This is a genomic window from Rhodobacter sp. P1_C2 (genome assembly GCF_056406375.1).
On record NZ_JBFUAG010000011.1, the window covers coordinates 150,179 to 168,625 of the forward strand.

Annotated in this window: 16 protein-coding genes; 13 read left to right on the forward strand and 3 right to left on the reverse strand. The window is 67.7% G+C overall.

The annotated features are described in order from the left end of the window. The first annotated feature begins 6 nt into the window (after nt 1-6). From AC1DZT_RS18835 to AC1DZT_RS18850, 4 genes are read left to right on the forward strand one after another with little or no spacing between them, the layout of a single operon-like run. Entirely contained in the window at nt 7-1,098 is a 1,092-nt protein-coding gene (locus AC1DZT_RS18835) for a BMP family ABC transporter substrate-binding protein (protein ID WP_478008185.1), read from the forward strand. A 1-nt stretch (nt 1,099) separates the two neighbouring features. Continuing rightward, a complete protein-coding gene (locus AC1DZT_RS18840; RefSeq protein WP_478008186.1) occupies nt 1,100-2,632 on the forward strand; it encodes an ABC transporter ATP-binding protein in 1,533 nt (510 codons plus the stop codon). Further along, nucleotides 2,629-3,705, forward strand: coding sequence for an ABC transporter permease (locus AC1DZT_RS18845; protein ID WP_478008187.1), 1,077 nt, complete (start codon nt 2,629-2,631; stop codon nt 3,703-3,705). Before AC1DZT_RS18840 ends, AC1DZT_RS18845 begins: the two co-directional genes overlap by 4 nt. Further along, nucleotides 3,702-4,613: an ABC transporter permease gene (locus tag AC1DZT_RS18850; protein WP_478008188.1), complete on the forward strand. Its 912-nt coding sequence runs from the start codon at nt 3,702-3,704 to the stop codon at nt 4,611-4,613. The genes AC1DZT_RS18845 and AC1DZT_RS18850 overlap by 4 nt, the downstream gene beginning before the upstream one ends. Here AC1DZT_RS18850 and AC1DZT_RS18855 read toward each other — a convergent pair. Further along, complete coding sequence (locus AC1DZT_RS18855; protein ID WP_478008189.1) at nt 4,603-5,016, reverse strand: OsmC family protein; 414 nt, start codon at nt 5,014-5,016, stop codon at nt 4,603-4,605. The two genes, AC1DZT_RS18850 and AC1DZT_RS18855, sit on opposite strands and share 11 nt — an antisense overlap. Nucleotides 5,017-5,215: 199 nt before the next feature. On the opposite strand from AC1DZT_RS18855, the gene AC1DZT_RS18860 reads away from it, so the two are divergent. From AC1DZT_RS18860 to AC1DZT_RS18875, 4 genes are all read left to right on the forward strand, one after another. Next, nucleotides 5,216-6,373: an AI-2E family transporter gene (locus AC1DZT_RS18860; RefSeq protein ID WP_478008190.1), complete on the forward strand. Its 1,158-nt coding sequence runs from the start codon at nt 5,216-5,218 to the stop codon at nt 6,371-6,373. Nucleotides 6,374-6,508: 135 nt separating this feature from the next. Continuing rightward, the gene (locus AC1DZT_RS18865; RefSeq protein ID WP_478008191.1) at nt 6,509-6,763 is read left to right on the forward strand and encodes a GlsB/YeaQ/YmgE family stress response membrane protein; all 255 of its coding nucleotides are present in this window, start codon (nt 6,509-6,511) and stop codon (nt 6,761-6,763) included. A gap of 252 nt (nt 6,764-7,015) precedes the next feature. After that, nucleotides 7,016-7,603 (forward strand): TRAP transporter small permease subunit, encoded by a 588-nt coding sequence (locus AC1DZT_RS18870; RefSeq protein WP_478008192.1) that lies wholly within the window; start codon nt 7,016-7,018, stop codon nt 7,601-7,603. Continuing rightward, entirely contained in the window at nt 7,600-9,333 is a 1,734-nt protein-coding gene (locus AC1DZT_RS18875; protein ID WP_478008193.1) for a TRAP transporter large permease, read from the forward strand. The genes AC1DZT_RS18870 and AC1DZT_RS18875 overlap by 4 nt, the downstream gene beginning before the upstream one ends. Nucleotides 9,334-9,440: 107 nt before the next feature. Here AC1DZT_RS18875 and AC1DZT_RS18880 read toward each other — a convergent pair whose 3' ends face one another. After that, a complete protein-coding gene (locus AC1DZT_RS18880; protein ID WP_478008194.1) occupies nt 9,441-10,553 on the reverse strand; it encodes a TRAP transporter substrate-binding protein in 1,113 nt (370 codons plus the stop codon). A 347-nt stretch (nt 10,554-10,900) separates the two neighbouring features. On the opposite strand from AC1DZT_RS18880, the gene AC1DZT_RS18885 reads away from it, so the two are divergent. Genes AC1DZT_RS18885 through AC1DZT_RS18905 form a run of 5 tightly spaced genes read left to right on the forward strand, consistent with a single transcriptional unit; the run spans nt 10,901 to nt 17,843 of the window. Beyond that, nucleotides 10,901-11,092, forward strand: coding sequence for a heavy-metal-associated domain-containing protein (locus tag AC1DZT_RS18885; RefSeq protein ID WP_478008195.1), 192 nt, complete (start codon nt 10,901-10,903; stop codon nt 11,090-11,092). A 50-nt stretch (nt 11,093-11,142) separates the two neighbouring features. Further along, nucleotides 11,143-13,620, forward strand: coding sequence for a heavy metal translocating P-type ATPase (locus AC1DZT_RS18890; protein ID WP_478008196.1), 2,478 nt, complete (start codon nt 11,143-11,145; stop codon nt 13,618-13,620). Next, complete coding sequence (gene cueR / locus AC1DZT_RS18895) at nt 13,617-14,051, forward strand: Cu(I)-responsive transcriptional regulator (RefSeq protein WP_478008197.1); 435 nt, start codon at nt 13,617-13,619, stop codon at nt 14,049-14,051. The genes AC1DZT_RS18890 and cueR overlap by 4 nt, the downstream gene beginning before the upstream one ends. A 31-nt stretch (nt 14,052-14,082) precedes the next feature. After that, a complete protein-coding gene (locus AC1DZT_RS18900; protein WP_478008198.1) occupies nt 14,083-15,207 on the forward strand; it encodes a metallophosphoesterase family protein in 1,125 nt (374 codons plus the stop codon). Further along, a complete protein-coding gene (locus AC1DZT_RS18905) occupies nt 15,204-17,843 on the forward strand; it encodes an AAA family ATPase (protein WP_478008199.1) in 2,640 nt (879 codons plus the stop codon). The genes AC1DZT_RS18900 and AC1DZT_RS18905 overlap by 4 nt, the downstream gene beginning before the upstream one ends. Here AC1DZT_RS18905 and AC1DZT_RS18910 read toward each other — a convergent pair. Continuing rightward, nucleotides 17,840-18,445, reverse strand: a complete 606-nt coding sequence (locus AC1DZT_RS18910; RefSeq protein ID WP_478008200.1) for a pyridoxamine 5'-phosphate oxidase family protein — start codon at nt 18,443-18,445, stop codon at nt 17,840-17,842. The genes AC1DZT_RS18905 and AC1DZT_RS18910 overlap by 4 nt on opposite strands. Nucleotides 18,446-18,447 lie beyond the last annotated feature (2 nt).

The following is an 18,447-nucleotide window of genomic DNA, read 5'->3' on the forward strand; positions in this document are numbered from 1 at the left end:
AAACCCATGACCCAAGTCAACCGTCGTGCCTTTCTGAAAACCTCGCTCGCCGCCGGCACCGCCCTGGCCCTGCCGGTCCCGGCCTTTGCCGCCGATGTGCTGAAAGTGGCGCTGATCGTGCCCTCGCCCGCCGCGGATGTCGGCTGGTCCCATACGCTGGAACTGGGCACCAAGGCCTTGGAGGCCGAATATGGCGACAAGATCAAGGTGACGCTCCTGGAGAATGTCGCCGAAGGTCCGGACGGCGACCGGATCATGAACAAGACCGTGGCGGACGGCAACAAGGTCGTCATCCTCGGCTCCTTCGGCTATATGGAAGGCGGCTTGAAGCTGGCCAAGAAGCATCCCGATGTCACCATCCTGCATGCTTCGGGCTACAAGACCGCGCCGAACTTCTCGCCCTTTGGCGCCCGCTATTATCAGGGCACGTACCTGATGGGCATGGCCGCGGCCACGCTGACCAAGACCAAGAAGATCGGCTGCGTCGGCGCCTTCCCGATCCCGGAACTGATCACCTCGATCAACGCCTGGACGCTGGGCGCGCAATCGGTCGACCCGGCGATCGAGGTTTCGGTGGTCTGGGTGAACTCCTGGTTCGACCCGGCCTCGGAGCAGAACGCCGCCAAGGCGCTATTGTCGCAGGGCTGTGACGTGATCTTCTCCAACGCGCAGGACACGCCCTCGGTCGTGACGGCTTGCGAGGCGGCGGGGGCCTATGTCTTCAACCTCAACTCCTCGATGAAGGCCTACGCGCCGAAGAAATACCTCGGCTGTGTGGCGACCGACTGGGCGCCCTTCTTCAAGGAATCGGTCGCAGCCCACCTCGCGGGCACCTTCAAGGGCCGCTCGGCCTGGCTTGGCATGGCGGACAAATGCGTGCTGCTGCAGGATTGGAGCGCGGATATCCCGGCCGACATGATGACCAAGATCACCGAGACGGAAGCCAAGCTGACCTCCGGCGCCTTCTCGCCCTTCACCGGGCCGATCACCGACCAGAGCGGGGCCGAGCATGTGGCGGCCGGGGTGACGCTGGACGATGACGCGATCCTGTCGATGGATTGGCATGTGAAGGGCGTCACCACGCCCCTGCCGAAGTAAGATGACCCAGACCCCGCTGCTGACGCTTTCGGCTGTGTCCAAACGCTACGGCGGGGTCGTGGCCAATTCCGGCATCGATCTGGTGGTCGAGGCCGGCTCGATCCATGCCATCCTCGGCGAGAATGGCGCCGGCAAATCCACCCTGATGAAGCTGATCTATGGGGTGGAGGCGCCGGACGAGGGTGCGATCCTGTGGAAGGGCCAGCCGGTGCGCCTGTCCAGCCCCGCCGATGCGCGGCGGCTGGGGATCGGCATGGTGTTCCAGCACTTTTCCCTGTTCGAGACCCTGACCGTGGTGCAGAACATGGCGCTGGTGGTGCCGGGCCGTCAGGCCGACCTCGCCCGCCGCATCCGCGCCTTGGGGGAGGAGTTCGGTCTTTCGGTGGACCCCTTCGCCCTCGTCCATGCCCTTTCGGTCGGTGAAAGGCAGCGGGTGGAGATCATCCGTTGTCTGCTTCTGGACCCCGAGCTTCTGATCCTTGACGAGCCGACCTCGGTCCTGCCGCCGCAGAACGTGCAGCGCCTGTTCGAGACTTTGCGCAAGTTGCAGGCCAAGGGAATGGCGATCCTCTTCATCAGCCACAAGCTGGAAGAGATCCGCGAGCTTTGCGACAGCGCCACGATCCTGCGTCTGGGCAAGGTCACGGGCCGCGTCGATCCGGCGCATCATTCGGCGGAAGACCTGGCGCGGCTGATGATCGGGCATGAGATGCCAGCCCCGCTGCACCCCGCGCCGCATGGTCTGGGCGAGGTGCGGCTGGAACTTTCGAACCTCGATTTCGCCAATGACGACCCTTTCGGCGTCTCTCTCTCCGGCGTGTCGCTGGCGGTGCATAGTGGCGAGATTGTCGGCATCGCCGGGATCTCGGGCAATGGCCAGCAGGAACTGGCGGCGCTGATCTCGGGCGAGGTGACCCTGCCGCGCGCCGGGCGTGCGGAGGTGCGGCTGCTGGGCCAGGCGGTGGGCGACTGGGGGGCGGCAGAGCGGCGCGGGCTTGGCTTTGCCTTCGTGCCGGAAGAACGGCTCGGGCGCGGTGCGGTGCCCGAGATGTCCTTGGCCGATAACGCGCTTCTGACGGCGCACGGGCAGGGACTGGTGCGGCGCGGATTTATCCGGCGCCGGGCCGAGCGGGCCTATACCGCGCAGGTCATCGCCGATTTCGACGTGAGGACGCCGGGGCCGGAGGCCGAGGCGGGGGCCCTGTCGGGCGGCAATCTGCAGAAGTTCATCATGGGCCGCGAAGTCATACTCGCGCCGCAGATGTTTCTGGTCGCGCAGCCGACCTGGGGCGTCGACATCGGGGCGGCCACCCAGATCCGCCAGCGGCTGGTGGCAATGCGCAATGCGGGCGTGGCGGTTCTGGTCATCTCGGAGGAGATCGAGGAGTTGTTCGAGATCTGCGACACGCTGCATGTCCTGCACAAGGGCCGCCTGACCCCGGCGCTGGCCACGCAATCGACCACCGTCAACCAGATCGGCGCCTATATGATCGGCGCCCAAATGTCTGGTCCCGGCGCAGGGGACGCGGCATGAGGCTGGTTCTGATCCGCCGCGACCGCGCCTCGCGTCTGGCGATGGTGGCCGCACCGGTGATCTCGCTGGCGCTGTCGGCGCTGGCGAGCCTGATCCTGTTCGCGCTGCTGGGAAAACCGGCGGGGCAGGCGCTGTACTCGCTGCTGCTGGAGCCGTTTCTCAGCTGGTACAACTTCTCGGAAGTGCTGCTGAAGACGGCACCCCTGATCCTGATCGCGCAGGGGCTGGCGATCGGCTTTCGCGCCAATGTCTTCAACATCGGGGCGGAGGGGCAGTTGATCATCGGGGCGATTGCCGCCTCGGCCCTGCCGGTCTGGTATCCTGAGGGCACCTCGGGCTGGATGCTGCCGGGGATGATCCTGATGGGGGCCGTGGCGGGGATGCTCTGGGCCGGGATCGCGGCCCTGTTGCGCACGCGGTTCAATGCCAACGAGATCCTTGTGACCCTGATGCTGACGCTGATCGCCAATCAGGTGCTGAACTACCTGCTGCTTGGCCCGTGGAAGGACCCGGACGGCTTCAACTTTCCGCAGTCGGTGATCTTTCCCGATGCGGCGCTACTGCCGATCCTCCTGCCTGACACGCGGGTCAATATCTCGCTTCTGGCGGCGCTGGCGGTTTCGGCGCTGGCCTGGGTGATGATGCGGCACCGCTTTTCTGGCTATCAGCTGCTGGTCAGCGGGCTGGCACCGCGGGCTGCCAGCTATGCCGGTTTCAGCGAGAACCGCGGCATCTGGCTGAGCCTGCTGCTCGGCGGGCTGGCGGCGGGTTTTGCCGGGGCCTGCGAGGTGGCGGGGCCGCTGGGCCAGCTGCAACGCTCGGTCAGCACGGGTTATGGCTATGCGGCGATCATCGTGGCCTATCTGGGCGGGCTGAACCCCTTGGGCATCGTCATCGCGGCGTTCCTGATGTCGGTGCTTTATATCGGCGGCGACAATGCGATGGTTTCGGCCGACCTGCCGGTGGCGGGCGTCTATGTGTTTCAGGGGCTTTTGCTGGTCTTCTACCTCGCCAGCCTGATCTTCATCCGCAACCGGGTGGTCTGGCTGCCGCGCCGGGGGGCCGCATCATGAACGCGGTGGAGTTCATTCTGGCTGGCATGCTCGCCGCCGCGACGCCGATGCTGCTGGCGGCCCTGGGCGAGATGGTGACGGAGCGGTCAGGCGTGCTGAACCTTGGCATCGAGGGGATGATGGCGCTGGGCGCGGCTTTGGGCTTCGTCGTGACCTATACCAGCGGCAACCACGCCCTGGGGTTTCTCGCGGCGGGCTTCGGCGGGGTGGCGATTGCGCTGGTCTTTGCCGCGCTGGCGCTTGGCTTTGTCGCCAATCAGGTGGTGGCGGGGCTGGCGGTGGGGATCCTGGCGCAGGGCCTCTCCTCGCTTTTCGGCAAGGCGTTCGAGAGCCAGACGCTGCTGCCCCTGCCCAAGCTGGCCGTGCCGGGACTGGCCGGGTTGCCGGGGATCGGCGGGCTTTTCGCGCAGGATGTGGTGGTCTGGCTGACCCTCGTGCTGGCGCTGGCGATCTGGGCGGTGATGAACCACAGCCGCCTTGGCCTGATCCTGCGGGCGGTGGGCGAGAATCCGAAGGCCGCGCGGGCGCTGGGCTTTCCCGTCCTGTCGATCCGCTGCGGCGCGATTGCCTTTGGCGGGGCGCTGTCGGGGCTGGCGGGGGCCTATGCCTCGACCGTCTATACCCCGCTCTGGGCCGATGGGATGATCGCGGGGCGCGGCTGGATCGCGCTGGCGCTGGTGGTCTTCGGCACCTGGCAGACCGGGCGGGTGGTCTTTGGCGCCTTTCTGTTCGGGGCGCTGTCGCTGACCGACCTGACCGCGCAGGCGATCGGGGTGGCGGTGCCGTCGCAATTCCTCGCCTGCATTCCCTATGGCGTCACGATCCTGATGCTGGCACTGATCTCGTCGAACCGCAGGCGGTTGCGGCTGAACGCAGTGGCCTCGCTGGGGCAGCCGTTCAGGGGGTGACGACGCGCCGGGTGATCGTGCCCGACAGGTCCAGCGCATCGGCGAGGGTGTTCGAGATCGTGCCGTATTTGCGGATGTTGCGGTGCAGAAGGTCCAGCCTCTGGTCGCTTTCCTCGGTGTCGACCACGATCTGATAAGTGATCGCCACCATCTTCGGCGGGGCATCCTGGCGCTGGCCCTGCACCGCAACCTCGATCCCCTGCAGAGAGAAGTTCAGAAGCGGCAGCACCCGCTCCGCCCCTTTCAGGATGCAGGCGGCGAGGCTGGCCAGTAAAAGCTCGGCCGGGTTGAAGGCGTCGGGGCGCCCGGCAAGGTCGGTGTCGAGGAGGATCAGCGCCTCCTTGGCCCTGGCCTCGGCGCCATGGCTTGAGGTCCGGCGGGCCGCGATCCTGTAGTCCAGCATGGAAGGCTCCTGTGAGCGGGGTGTGGCCGCAGCTTGCGCGCTTTGGACGGGGGCGCAATGCGGCATGGTGGCCCGGGTGGTGGCAGGGCGGGGGTGCTTGGCCCCTATCTTGCGCGGCCCGAGGTTTGGCAGTTGCAATTTGGCCCGTGGCGCTTGCTTACTCGCGGCCAGTGCTCCCTGCGGGGAAAGAGGGTTGATCATGCAAGACACCGCCATCGCAAGCCCTGACGAGACCGATCTCACCCTGTCCGAGGCCGCCCAGCGGACCCGCGACCTGACGGCGATCCGCCGCACCCTGGGGATGATCCTGCTGGTCCTGCTGACCATGGGGCTTTACTTCGCCAAGGAGGTCATCCTGCCCCTGATGATGGGCACGCTGATGGCCCTGACGCTGAGCCCGGTGGTGCGCGGCCTGCAACGCTTTGGCCTGCCGCCCTTCGTTTCGGCCACGGTGCTGATCCTGGCCCTGGGCACGGCGGTGGCGGGCTCGGCGCTGCTGGTCAGCGGTCCGGTGTCGAACTGGGTCAGCGATGCGCCCAACCTCGGGGCCGAGCTGAAGCAGAAGCTGCACACGCTGACCTCTTCGGTGGCGGTGATGAAGAAGGCCTCCGATCAGGTGGACCAGATCGCCACCGGCACGGCCGACCCCAAGGTGCAGAAGGTGGCGGTGCAGACGCCGGGGCTTCTGACCGTGGCGGTCAGCAATGTCGTCTCGATCTTCGCCACGATGATGGTGACGCTGGTGCTGGCGCTGTTCCTCCTCGCCTCGGGGGACATGTTCTATGTCAAGCTGATCGACGCCTTCCCGCGCTTTGGCGACAAGAAACGCGCGTTGCGCATCGTCTACGGGATCGAGCGCAGCGTCTCGCGCTATCTGCTGCTGGTGACGATGATCAACGCCGGTCTGGGCGTGGTGATCGGCACCGGCATGTGGCTGATCGGCATGCCAGAGCCCTTGGTCTGGGCGCTGGTGGCCTTCCTCGTCAATTACATGCCCTATGTCGGGCCGCTGTCCGGGGCGGCGCTGGCGACGGCGGTGGCGGTGGTGTCCTTTGACCATCTGGGTCAGGCGGCCCTGGCCCCGGCGGTCTATCTGACCGCGACCTTCTTCGAGGGCCAGTTCATCACCCCGGTGCTTCTGGGCCGCCAGCTGGAGCTGAACACCGTCTCGGTCTTTGTCACCGTGGTGTTCTGGGGCTGGATCTGGGGGATTGCCGGGGCGCTGATGGCGGTGCCGTTCCTCGTCTGCGTCAAGGTCATCTGCGACAATGTGGAATCGCTCAACACCCTGGCGAGTTTCCTGAGTGCGGCAGAGACCCCGGTGCCGCGCCCGGAGAGCCTTTCCAGCGATGTCTGAGGCAGCGTAACCAACGCGCGAAGGCCCGCTTCGGTTCCGGAATTTATCTTTGCAGATCAGGCTGGACGCGCGGATTTCCGCCTCTAGCTTTCTGTCATGCAGGCCGGAATGACCGGTCCGAACCGGAGATCACACATGAGCATTCTGTGGACCATCATCATCGGCTTTGTCGCCGGTGTCATCGCCAAATTCATCACGCCGGGCCGCAACGAGCCCTCGGGCTTCATCATGACCACGCTCCTTGGCATCGTCGGCGCCTTTGTCGCCAATTACCTCGGCAGCAGCCTCGGCTGGTATGCCCCGGGCGAGAGCGCGGGTCTGGTCGGGGCGGTCATCGGCGCCATCATCATCCTGGTGGTCTGGGGCATGCTGAGCCGCCGCCACGCCTGAGGCCCGCAGGGCCGGGCCGCCGGAAAACCCGGGGCCGCCCTTCTGCCTAAAAACTGCACAAAGCGGGCAAAACTCCCGCAAACTTGCCGCGGCGGCCCGAAAACCGGGTCCGGCGCGGCAAATTGACCTAGCGTCCGGGTCCTTCCCGCCCCTGCGACCGCCGACAGGGCGGTTGACGCACCTCCCCCCGCCGCGCCACTATAGGGCGAGCCATCCAGCAGAGATGGCCGCAGGACAGGGGAGGAATTGCACATGGGCAATTTATTGTCTTTGGCGCGTGCCATCGACAGGGCGACCGAGTGGATCGGCAAGACGGTGGGCTGGCTGATCCTTGTCGCCGTGCTGGTCAGCGCCGCCAATGCGGTGGTCCGCAAGATTTTCAACGTCTCGTCCAATTCGTTTCTGGAGCTTCAGTGGTATCTCTACGGCGCGGCCTTCCTTCTGGCGGCGGCGATGACCCTGAAGCACAACGAGCACATCCGCATCGACATCGTCTATGGCACCCTGTCGCGGCGCGGGCAGCACTGGATCGACCTTCTGGGCCATCTGTTCTTCCTGATGCCCTTCGTCGTGCTGATGGATTTCTACCTCTGGCCCTATGTGATGCTGTCCTACCATTCGGGCGAGTATTCCAACAATGCGGGCGGGCTGATCATGTGGCCGGGCAAGCTTCTGCTTCTGCTCGGCTTCCTGCTGCTGACACTGCAGGGCATTTCCGAGATCATCAAGAAGGTCGCCATCATGCGCGGCGACATGGAGGACCCGACGCCCTTCATCTCCGCCCACAAGGCGGCCGAGCTTGAAGGCGAGAAACTGGCTGAGGTTCTGGAAAAATCATGATGGACCTTATCGCGCAGAACATGGCGCCGATCATGTTCGCCTCGCTGGTGGTCTTCCTGCTCGCCGGTTATCCGGTCGCCTTCTCGCTGGCGGCCAACGGGCTCTTGTTCTTCATCATCGGCGTCTATCTGGCGCCCTTGTCGGACGGGGCGATCAACCTCAACTGGAATCTGCTGAACGCGCTTCCGGAACGTTTCTGGGGGGTCTTGCAGAACGATACGCTGCTGGCCATCCCCTTCTTCACCTTCATGGGCATCGTGCTGGAACGCTCCGGCATGGCCGAGGACCTGTTGGAGACGGTGGGCCAGCTGTTCGGACCGATCCGTGGCGGTCTGGCCTATGCGGTGATCTTCGTCGGTGCCCTGCTGGCGGCGACGACGGGGGTGGTTGCGGCCTCGGTCATCGCGATGGGGCTGATCTCGCTGCCGATCATGCTGCGCTATGGCTATGACCGCAGGCTGGCAAGCGGGGTCATCGCGGCCTCGGGCACGCTGGCGCAGATCATCCCGCCCTCGCTGGTGCTGATCATCCTGGCCGACCAGCTGGGCCGGTCGGTGGGCGACATGTACAAGGGCGCCATGGTGCCCTCGCTGATCCTGACGGCGCTTTATGTGAGCTACGTCCTGATCGTCACGCTGATCCGGCCGAACTGGGCCCCGGCCCTGCCGAAGGAGGCGCGCACGCTCGGGCATGGCGTGACCTCGCTTCTGGTGGCGCTGATCGCGACCGGGGTGATCGGCTATGCCGCCACGGTCTGGCTTTTCGCCGGGCAGGGCGTGAATGCCGATGTGCTGGGTGCGACGCTGGCGGTGGTGATCGTCTATATCGCCGCCCTTCTCGACCGCAGCTTCAAGCTGAACCTGATGTCGCGGCTGGCCAGCGAGGTGATCATCGTGCTGATCCCGCCGCTCGCGCTGATCTTCCTTGTCCTCGGCACGATCTTCCTCGGCATCGCCACGCCGACCGAGGGCGGGGCCATGGGCGCGGTCGGCTCGATGCTGCTGGCGGCGATGAAGGGGCGGCTCAACATGGGGGTGATCCGGCAGGCGCTGGCCTCGACCACGCGGCTGTCGTCTTTCGTGATGTTCATCCTGATCGGGGCGCGGGTCTTCTCGTTGACCTTCTACGGGGTCAACGGGCATCTCTGGGTCGAGCATCTTCTGACCTCGCTGCCGGGCGGGCAGATCGGCTTCCTCGTCTCGGTCTCGCTTCTGGTGTTCCTGCTGGCCTTCTTCCTCGACTTCTTCGAGCTGGCCTTCATCCTGGTGCCCCTGCTGGCCCCGGCGGCGGACAAGCTCGGGATCGACCTGATCTGGTTCGGGGTGATCCTGGGGGTGAACATGCAGACCAGCTTCATGCACCCGCCCTTCGGCTTCTCGCTCTTCTACCTGCGGTCGGTGGCGCCGAAAGTGCCCTACAAGGACCGCGTGACCGGCAAGATGATGGAGCCGGTGACGACGGGCCAGATCTACTGGGGTGCCGTGCCCTTCGTGATCATCCAGGTCATCATGATCGGCATCGTCATCGCCTTCCCGAGCATCGTGATGCGCTACAAGGGCGCGCCGATCGACGTGAGCCAGGTCAAGATCGTGATGCCGGAGGGCGGCGGGCTTGGCGGCGCCCTGGGAGGCGGCCTTGGCGGTGGTCTGGGTGGCGGACTGGGCGGTGGCGGCCTGGGTGGTGGTCTGGGTGGCGGCGGTTTGGGCGCGCCCAAGATCCCCGCGCCGTGAAGCGACAGGGGGGTGCCCCGGCGCCCCCCGCCTTCCCTGACCGACAAGGAAAAGCCCCGGCACCTGATGGTGCCGGGGCTTTGTCTTCTGGCCGAAGCGCCGCAGGCTTAGAGCTTGCCGGCGTTCTGCTGGATCATCATGAAGGTGTCGTAGTTGTATTCCGCCAACTGCGCCCAGGTGTAGTACTCGCCGCGGAAGGACTTGATCGAGCTCCAGATCGTCTTGAAGGCCGGGTTGCTGGCTTCCATGTCGGCATAGACGGCATTGGCGGCCTCGAAGCAGGCCTCCATGATCTCTTTCGAGAAGGGCCGCAGCTGCGCGCCCGACGCCACCAGCCGCTTGATGGCCGAGGTGTTGTACCAGTCATAGGCATGCAGCATGTTGGCATCCGCAGCCATGGCGGCGGTCTTGAGCAGCGCCTGGTACTGCGGCGGCAGGGCGTTGAACTTGTCCAGACCGAAGAAGAAGTGGACGGTCGGGCCACCTTCCCACCAGCCGGGGTAGTAGTAATAGGGCGCGACCTTGACGAAGCCGAGCTTTTCGTCATCCGCCGGGCCGACCCATTCGGCGGCGTCGATCGTGCCTTTTTCCAGCGCCGGATAGATGTCGCCGCCCGGAATCTGCTGCGGCACCACGCCCAGACGCTCCAGCACCTTGCCGGCGAAACCGCCGACGCGGAACTTCAGGCCCTTGAGGTCGTCGACCGAATTGACCTCCTTGCGGAACCAGCCGCCCATCTGCACGCCGGTGTTGCCGCCGGGCAGGGCATAGATGTTATGCTGCTTCATGAAGTCGTTATAAAGGTCGATGCCGCCGCCGTAATAGTGCCAGGCATTGATGCCCCGCGCCGAAAGCGAGAAGGGCACGGCCGCGGCCAGCGCGAAGGTCGGGTCCTTGCCGAAGGAGTAATAGGCCACGGTATGCGCCGCCTCGACCGTGCCGGTGGTGACCGCATCGGTCGCCGCAGCACCGCCGGGGACCAGTTCGCCCGCGGCAAAGACCTGGATGTCGAAATTGCCGCCGGTCGCCTCGCTCACATATTTCGACAGCGACAGGGCGCCGCCGAAAATCGTGTCCGACAGCGATTTCGGAAAGGATGAGGTCATGCGCCAGGTCACCTTGGGCATGGATTGCGCCACGACCGGCGTCGCCAAAAGCGACGCCCCGGCCGCGCCGATGCCGCCTACCGTGGCGGTTCCGAGAAATTTACGTCTGTCCATGTAGTCCTCCCATTTGTCGCACGAGTGCAGGTCTGGCCGGAACCGGCGCGCCCGCTTGGCCGAAAGACTACACACTGAGGACGGTCTGTCCAGCATAACCGAACGGCATCCTGTGGTTGCAAGGACTTCGGCGGCGATCTTCACTTTGGCGCGGGTCGGACGCCGCGCGATCCGGGCGGGCGGTGGCAAATTCTGCCAAGAACATAGGCATTTGCCCGGAATGCGGTCTTGGGGGGCGGCGGACTCGCCCGGCAAGAAAAATCGGCCACCCCCCTTGACCTTGACACCATGGGAAGCCCCATCTGTGGCTCAGGGCAGCGTGATCGCCCGATCTGAAAGGACTCCCGATGCTTGATCTTTCCATTCCCGACATGACCTGCGGCGGCTGCGCCCGTGGGGTGACGGCCGCGGTCAAGGAGCTTGATCCGGCCGCCGAACTGACCATCGACGTCGAAGCCCGCAAGGTGCGGGTCATGACCAGCGCCAGCGATGCCGCCGTCAAGGCCGCCATCACCGAGGCCGGCTTCTCGCCGGTCTGACCTGCCGATCCGACAGGGCCGGGGACGGCTCTGTCCAAGGGACCAATGCCATGAAAGACACCGTCACACCGGCCCTGACCTCTTCCATCGCGGTCGAGGGTATGACCTGCGCCTCCTGCGTGCTGCGGGTGGAAAAGGCGATTGCCAAGGTGGAGGGCGTCGCCTCCGCCTCGGTCAACCTTGCGACCGAAAGGGCCGAGGTGCGCTATGCCGGCCCCGTCCGGCATGAGGCGGTGGTCGCGGCCATCCGCAAGGCGGGCTATGACGTGGCGCCCGAGACCTTCGATTTGGGGATCGAGGGCATGACCTGCGCCTCTTGCGTGGCGCGGGTGGAAAAGGCCCTGAAGTCCGTGCCGGGGGTCGAGGCTGCCGCGGTCAACCTTGCGACCGAAAGGGCCACGATCACCGTTTCGGGCAAGACCCCGGCGCTGGCCGCCGCCATCGCCGCCGCCGTCCGCAAGGCGGGTTACGAGCCATTGGACGTGCAGGACTCCGGCGCCACTGCCGCCGCCGCGCGCGAGGCGGAACAAAGCCGCCTGCGCCGCGATTTCCGGATTGCGCTGGCCCTGACCCTGCCGATCTTCGTGGCGGAAATGGGCGGCCATCTGATCCCCGCGCTGCATATGTGGCTGTTGATGACCCTGGGCGAGGGGACTGTGCATGTGCTGTCCTTCCTCCTCGCCACCGCCGTGCAGTTCGGCCCCGGCCTGCGGTTCTACCGCAAGGGCCTTCCGGCGCTCTGGCATCTGTCGCCGGACATGAATGCGCTGGTCGTGGTCGGCTCCACCGCCGCCTGGGCCTATTCGGTCGTGGCCACCTTTGCCCCCGGCCTGCTGCCCTCGGGCGCGGTGCAGGTCTATTACGAATCCTCCTCGGTCATTATCACCCTGATCCTGATGGGCCGCTATCTGGAGGCGCGGGCCAAGGGCCGCACCTCCGAGGCGATCAGCCGTCTGGTGGGCTTGCAGGCCAAATCCGCCCATGTCTTGCGTGACGGCGCGGTGGTCGAAGTGCCGCTGGAGGCGGTCAAGCCCGGCGACGTGATCCAGATCCGCCCCGGCGACCGCATCCCGGTGGATGGCGCGGTGGTGGAGGGCAGTTCCTATGTCGACGAGGCGATGATCTCGGGCGAGCCGGTACCGGTCCTGAAGACGGTGGGCGATGCGGTGACGGGCGGCACGATCAACCAGACCGGCGCCTTCACCTACAGGGCCGAGAAGGTCGGCGCCGACATGATGCTGTCGCGGATCATCCGGATGGTGGAGGCGGCCCAGGGCGCCAAGCTGCCGATCCAGGGGCTGGTGGACCGGGTCACCGCCTGGTTCGTGCCTGCCGTGATGGCGGCGGCGCTGGCAACCTTTGCCGTCTGGATGATCTGGGGGCCAGAGCCCGCGCTGTCGCTCGCCTTGGTCAATGCGGTGGCGGTGCTGATCATCGCCTGCCCCTGCGCGATGGGGCTGGCCACGCCGACCTCGATCATGGTCGGCACCGGGCGGGCGGCGGAGCTTGGCGTTCTGTTCCGCAATGGCGAGGCCTTGCAGAGCCTGACCGGCATCAGCGTCGTCGCCCTCGACAAGACCGGCACATTGACCGAGGGGCGCCCGGTGCTGACCGACCTGATCCTGGCCGAAGGGGCGAGCCGGGCTGAGGTTCTGGCCCTGATCGCCGGGGCCGAGGCCGGGTCCGAACACCCGGTCGCCGCCGCCATCGTGAGCGCGGCCAGGTCCGAGGGGCTGACCCTCGCCCCCGCCTCCGATTTCACCGCGATCCCCGGTCTTGGCATCCGCGCCACGGTGGCGGGTCGCAGGGTGGAGGTCGGGGCCGACCGTTTCATGGCGCAGATCGGGGCTGATCCTTCGGCGCTGGCTGCCGCTGCCGCCAGCCTCGCCGCCAAGGCCCGCAGCCCGCTTTACGCCGCCATTGACGGCAGCCTGGTGGCGCTGGTCGCGGTGGCCGACCCGATCAAAGCCACGACGCCGGTTGCGATTGCGGCGCTGCACGCCCTCGGCCTCAAGGTCGCGATGATCACCGGCGACAACCGCCGCACCGCCGAGGCCATCGCCGCCGAACTCGGCATCGACGAGGTCGTGGCCGAGGTTCTGCCCGAGGGCAAGGTTGCAGCCCTGAAGGCCCTGCGCCAAGGGGGCCGCAAGGTGGCCTTCGTCGGCGATGGCATCAACGATGCCCCGGCCCTGGCCGAGGCGGATGTGGGTCTCGCCGTCGGCACCGGCACCGATGTGGCGATCGAAACCGCCGATGTGGTCCTGATGGGCGGCGATCTGGCGGGCGTGCCCAAGGCCTTCGGCATCAGCCGCGCCGCGATGCGCAACATCGGGCAGAACCTGTTCTGGGCCTTTGCCTATAACGTCGCGCTGATCCCGGTGGCGGCAGGCGTGCTTTGGCCCTTCACCGGCACGCTTCTGTCGCCGATGCTGGCGGCGGGGGCGATGGCCATGTCCTCGGTCTTCGTGCTGAGCAATGCGCTGCGGCTGAAACGGTTCAAACCCGCCTTGGGAGGTCTGTCATGAACATCGGCGAGGCTTCGGCTGCCACGGGCATCTCTGCCAAGATGATCCGCTATTACGAGGAGACCGGCCTGATCGCCCCCGCCATGCGGACCGAGGCCGGCTACCGCGTCTACCGCGACAGCGATATCCAGACCCTGCGCTTCATCCGCCGCGCCCGCGATCTGGGCTTTTCGGTCAAGCAGATCGAGGGGCTCTTGCAGCTTTGGCGCGACCGCAGCCGGGCCAGCGCCGATGTCAAACGCATCGCCACCGACCATATCGCCGACCTCCAGGCCAAGATGCGGGCGTTACAGGACATGGTCTCGACGCTGGAACACCTCTCGCACAACTGCCACGGCGACGGGCGGCCCGATTGCCCGATCCTGACCACGCTTGGCGGTGAGGATGCCGCCCCGCTTGCCAAAGCGCCTGCGACGGGCTTTGGTCACTGAGGCGCCGCGCCGCTTCAGGATGGGACAAGTCGTGAGTTACAGATTTCTGCATTCGTCCGACCTTCACCTGGGCAAGGCCTTCGGCGGCTACCCCGAGGCGATCCGCAACCGCCTGCGCGAGGCGCGGCATGGGGCGATTGCCCGGCTGGCGCAAGCGGCGCGCGCGGGCGGCAGCGATCTGGTCCTGCTGGCGGGCGATACCTTCGACGCCGAAACCCCGGCCCCCGACACGCTGCGCCATGCCCTGCGCGCGATGGCAGAGGCGCCGGATATCACCTGGGTCGTCATCCCCGGCAACCATGACAGCCTCGCCGCTTCGGAGCTTTGGCGGCGGATCGCGGGGCAGGCACCGGCCAACCTGAGGGCGGTGACCGAGGCGCAGGGCTTCGAGGTCAGGCCCGGCCTCTGGCTTCTTCCCGCGCCCTGCACCCAGCGCCGCCCGGGTCGCGACCTGACCGAGGCGATGTCGGCCGCCACGCCAGAGGGCGCGCTGCGGCTTGGCCTTGGCCATGGGGCGGTCACCGATTTCTCGGGCGAGGATGGCGCGCCGGGCATCATCCCGCCCGATCGGGCGCGGCTTTCCGGCCTTGATTACCTTGCCTTGGGCGATTGGCACGGCTGCCTTTCGATCGGGCCCGCCACCTGGTATTCCGGCACGCCGGAGGGCGACGGATTCAAGCATGAGGGTCGCGCCTCGGCCCTGATGGTGGCGCTGACCGCCCCGGGTGCACTGCCCGGGGTGACCCGGGTGCCGACCGGTGCCTTCGGCTGGCTGCGGCCCGAGATCAACCTTCTGCCCGGCGAGGATCCGGGACAGCTGCTGCACCAGACCCTTCCCCCCGCCGCCGGGCGCCGCGATCTTCTGTTGCGGATCGTGGCCCGCGGGCGCCTCGCCCTGGCCGACCGCGCCCGGCTGCAATCGGCGCTGGAAGAGATCGCCCCCGATTTCGGCTGGTTCGAGGCGGATCTCGCCGCCCTTGCCGCCGACATCCGCCCCGAGGATCTCGACCTGATCGACCAGGGCGGCGCCCTGCGGCAGGCGGCAGAGGCGTTGCGCGCCGAAAGCGGCGATGCGGCCTTGAGCCAGTCCGAGCGCGAGGTGGCCGCCGCCGCACTCGCCCGGCTTTTCGCGCTGGCGCAAGAGGTGCAGGCATGAAGATCCGCGCCATCACCCTGACCAATGTCCGCCGCTTTGCCGGGCAGCGCGCCCGCATCGACCAGATCGGCGACGGCGTCACCGTCCTCTCCGAACCCAACGAATTCGGCAAATCCACTTTCTTCGACGCGCTCCACGCCCTGTTCTTCGAACGCCACCGCAGCTCCAAGGCCGGGGTGAAGGCCCTGCAACCCCATTCCGGCGGCGCACCGGAGGTCGAGGTCGAGGTGGACCTGGCGGAGGGCCGCTTTCGCCTCCGCAAGCGCTGGCTGTCGAAGGCCACGGCGCAGGTCTTTGACGGGGCGGGAAAACTGATCGCGCAGGAGGATGAGGCCGAGGCCTGGATCGACCGCCTGCTGGGGCAGGGGCTGGCCGGGCCCTCCGGGCTTTTGTGGGTGCGGCAGGGGGTGCTGGGGCTGGAACCGGAAGGCACCAGCGCGGCAGAGAAGAACGAACGCGAGGCCGGGCTGGTGGCGCGGCGCGACCTTCTGTCCTCGGTCGCGGGCGAGATCGAGCTGATGACCGGGGGGCGGCGGATGGATGCGGTTCTGGCCCGGGTGGGGCAGGACCTGGCAAAGCTTGCGACCTCGGGGCTGAAGCCCAAGGCCGATGGCGAATGGCGCCGCGCGGTGGATGAGGTGCAGCGCCTGACCAGCCTGCGCGACGAACTGGCCGGCAAGGCGCAGCACCTGTCCCAGGAACTCGCCCGCCGCAGCGTGGCCTCCCGCGAGTTGCAGCGGCTGAGCGATCCCGTGGCCGAAACCGCCCGCCAGACCGCCCTGACCGAGGCGCGCCGCATGCTGGAGGCGGCCGAGGCCCATGCCCAACGCATCACCTCGGCGCGGCGCGAGGTGGAGACCGCGGGCCTGAGCCTGAAGAACGTGCAAGGCGAGGTCGCCCGCCTGACCGCCCTTGCCACCCGGCTGCAAGCCGCCCTTGCCGCCCGCGACGAGGCCTTCCGCCGCGCCAACGAGACCGAGGCCACCGCCGCGGCCCGGCGCAGCGAAGATGCCGCCGCGACCCGCGCCCAGACCGAGGCCGAGGCTGCGGCGCGCGCCTTGCGCCAAAGGCTCACCGCCGCGCAGAAGGCCCGCGCCGCCGCTGCCGCGCGCCTCAGGGTGGCGGAACTGGCCGCGGTGATCGAGAAAGCCGCGACAGAGCGCGCGCTTCTGGACCGCGCCAAGGCCGCACGCGCCCTGATCCGGGTGACCGAGCGCAGCCTGGCCGATGCCGAGGCCGCCCAGACCAAATGCGACCAGCTTGCGGCGCGGATTTCGGCGCAATCGGCCTCGGTCCGCTTCGATTACACGGGTGCCCTACGGGTCCGCCGCGATGGGGCAGAGGTGGGCGAGGGGCCGCAGGTCATCACCGCCGAAACCCGGTTCGACCTGCCCGGCATCGGCATTCTGCGGGTCAACCCCGGCGAGGCTTCGGGCCGGCCGGAGGCGGATCTCGCGGCGCTGCAGACGGCGCTGGCGCAGAAACTGGCGGCCTGCGATGCGGCCGACCTTGCCACGGCCCGCGTCCGGCTGGCCGAGGCGCGGCGGCTCGACGGGGCGATCCGCACCGCAGAGGCGGTCCTGACCAGCCTTGCCCCGCAGGGCAGCGACGCGCTGCATCAGGCCTTGGCCCTGGCCACGGCAGAGGCGGGTGCCGCCACCGATCCTGCCCCGGAAGAGCTGGACGAGGCGGGCCTGACCCTCCACCTTTCCCGCGCCGAAGAGGCGGAGACCGAGGCCCGCGGCCGCGCAGAGGCGGCGCACCGGCTGGCGATTGCGGCGGGTCAGCGGCTGGCGGCGGATCAGGCGGATCAGGCGTCTTCGGACCGGGCGCTGGCCCAGGCCCGGCAGGAGGCCGGCGAGGCGGCAGCACTCGCCAGCCAGCTTGCCGCCGCGACCGCAGCCCTTGCCCCCGCCGAGGCGCGGCAGGCCGAAGCCGCGGCGGCGGTGGCCACCCTCGTCGCCGCGGCCCCCGATCTGGAGACGGCCCGCGCCGGTCTGGCCCGCGCCACCTCGGCCGAGGCGCAGGCCCGGGCGGGGCGCGACCTTCTGCACCGCGAGCTTGCCGCCCTCAGCGGCTCCATCGGGGCTTTGGCCGATCTGGGGATCGAAGAGGCGCTGGACGAGGCGACCGGCAAGCTTGCCGCCGCCGAGGCCCGTGCGGCGCGCTATGCCGCCGAGGTACAGGCGCTGGACCGGCTGCGCCAGGCGCTGGAAGGGGCGCGGCGGGAGGCGCGGGATGCCTATTTCGGCCCGGTCCTGCGCGAACTGGAACCGCTGCTGGCGATCCTGCACCCCGGCGCGCAGCTGAAGATCGACGATCAGAGCCTGCTGCCCACCGCGATGACCCGCAATGGGCAGGAGGAGGGGCTGGACATCCTGTCGGGCGGGACGCGGGAGCAGGTGGCGATCCTCACCCGCCTCGCCTTTGCCCGGCTGTTCGCGCAAGGCGGGCGGGCGGTGCCGGTCATTCTGGACGATGCGCTGGTCCATAGCGACGATGACCGGATCGAGGCGATGTTCACCGCGCTGCACCGGGTGGCGCGGGATCAGCAGATCCTGGTCCTGACCTGCCGCCAGCGCGCCTTTGAAACCCTGGGCGGCGCGCGGGCGCGGGTGGCGTTCGAGAGCCTTTAGCCGCGCGCCTTCAGGGCGGCCACCTCGGCCTCCAGCTCGGCGATGCGGTCCTCCTTGGCGCGCAGGGCGGCGGCCACATCGGCGGCCTCGAAGCGCTGCGGGATGTGCTGCGGGCAATTGGCATCCCAGGTCGCAACCTCGAAGAGGATCACCTGTTCGGGGCGGGCGCGGTAGCCCTCGGGCATCAGCTGCGCCTCCAGCGCCGCATCCCCTTCGACCACGCGGGCCCGGCCCCAGATCTTGATCCGGCGGCGGTGGGCATAATCGATCAGGAAGAGATAGGCCTGGTCATTCTCGGCCAGGTTGCCCTGGGTGATGTACTGCCGGTTGCCCGCGTAATCGACGAAGGCGATGGTCCTTTCGTCCAGCACGCGCAGAAAGCCCGCCGGGCCGCCGCGGTGCTGGATATAGGGCTGACCCGAGGCCGAGGCGGTGGCGAGAAAGACGCTGGTCTGCGCCTCGACAAAGGCCTTGAGGTCGGCGGGGATATGGTCCGCCCAGCCACCCGCCGCCTCCTGGCGGGCATAGGCGTTGCGCGAGCCCTTGCGGCTTTGCACGGCTTTGACCGAGGGAGAGAAGGCGGTATCGCTGGGCGTGGTCATCA

Coding starts and splice junctions, on each gene's coding strand:
- AC1DZT_RS18890 (WP_478008196.1), top strand. CDS start 11,143: ATGAAAGACACCGTCACACCGGCCCTGACCTCTTCCATCGCGGTCGAG.
- cueR (WP_478008197.1), top strand. CDS start 13,617: ATGAACATCGGCGAGGCTTCGGCTGCCACGGGCATCTCTGCCAAGATG.
- AC1DZT_RS18875 (WP_478008193.1), top strand. CDS start 7,600: ATGATGGACCTTATCGCGCAGAACATGGCGCCGATCATGTTCGCCTCG.
- AC1DZT_RS18845 (WP_478008187.1), top strand. CDS start 2,629: ATGAGGCTGGTTCTGATCCGCCGCGACCGCGCCTCGCGTCTGGCGATG.
- AC1DZT_RS18870 (WP_478008192.1), top strand. CDS start 7,016: ATGGGCAATTTATTGTCTTTGGCGCGTGCCATCGACAGGGCGACCGAG.
- AC1DZT_RS18865 (WP_478008191.1), top strand. CDS start 6,509: ATGAGCATTCTGTGGACCATCATCATCGGCTTTGTCGCCGGTGTCATC.
- AC1DZT_RS18860 (WP_478008190.1), top strand. CDS start 5,216: ATGCAAGACACCGCCATCGCAAGCCCTGACGAGACCGATCTCACCCTG.
- AC1DZT_RS18835 (WP_478008185.1), top strand. CDS start 7: ATGACCCAAGTCAACCGTCGTGCCTTTCTGAAAACCTCGCTCGCCGCC.
- AC1DZT_RS18855 (WP_478008189.1), bottom strand. CDS start 5,016: ATGCTGGACTACAGGATCGCGGCCCGCCGGACCTCAAGCCATGGCGCC.
- AC1DZT_RS18905 (WP_478008199.1), top strand. CDS start 15,204: ATGAAGATCCGCGCCATCACCCTGACCAATGTCCGCCGCTTTGCCGGG.
- AC1DZT_RS18840 (WP_478008186.1), top strand. CDS start 1,100: ATGACCCAGACCCCGCTGCTGACGCTTTCGGCTGTGTCCAAACGCTAC.
- AC1DZT_RS18910 (WP_478008200.1), bottom strand. CDS start 18,445: ATGACCACGCCCAGCGATACCGCCTTCTCTCCCTCGGTCAAAGCCGTG.
- AC1DZT_RS18880 (WP_478008194.1), bottom strand. CDS start 10,553: ATGGACAGACGTAAATTTCTCGGAACCGCCACGGTAGGCGGCATCGGC.
- AC1DZT_RS18885 (WP_478008195.1), top strand. CDS start 10,901: ATGCTTGATCTTTCCATTCCCGACATGACCTGCGGCGGCTGCGCCCGT.
- AC1DZT_RS18850 (WP_478008188.1), top strand. CDS start 3,702: ATGAACGCGGTGGAGTTCATTCTGGCTGGCATGCTCGCCGCCGCGACG.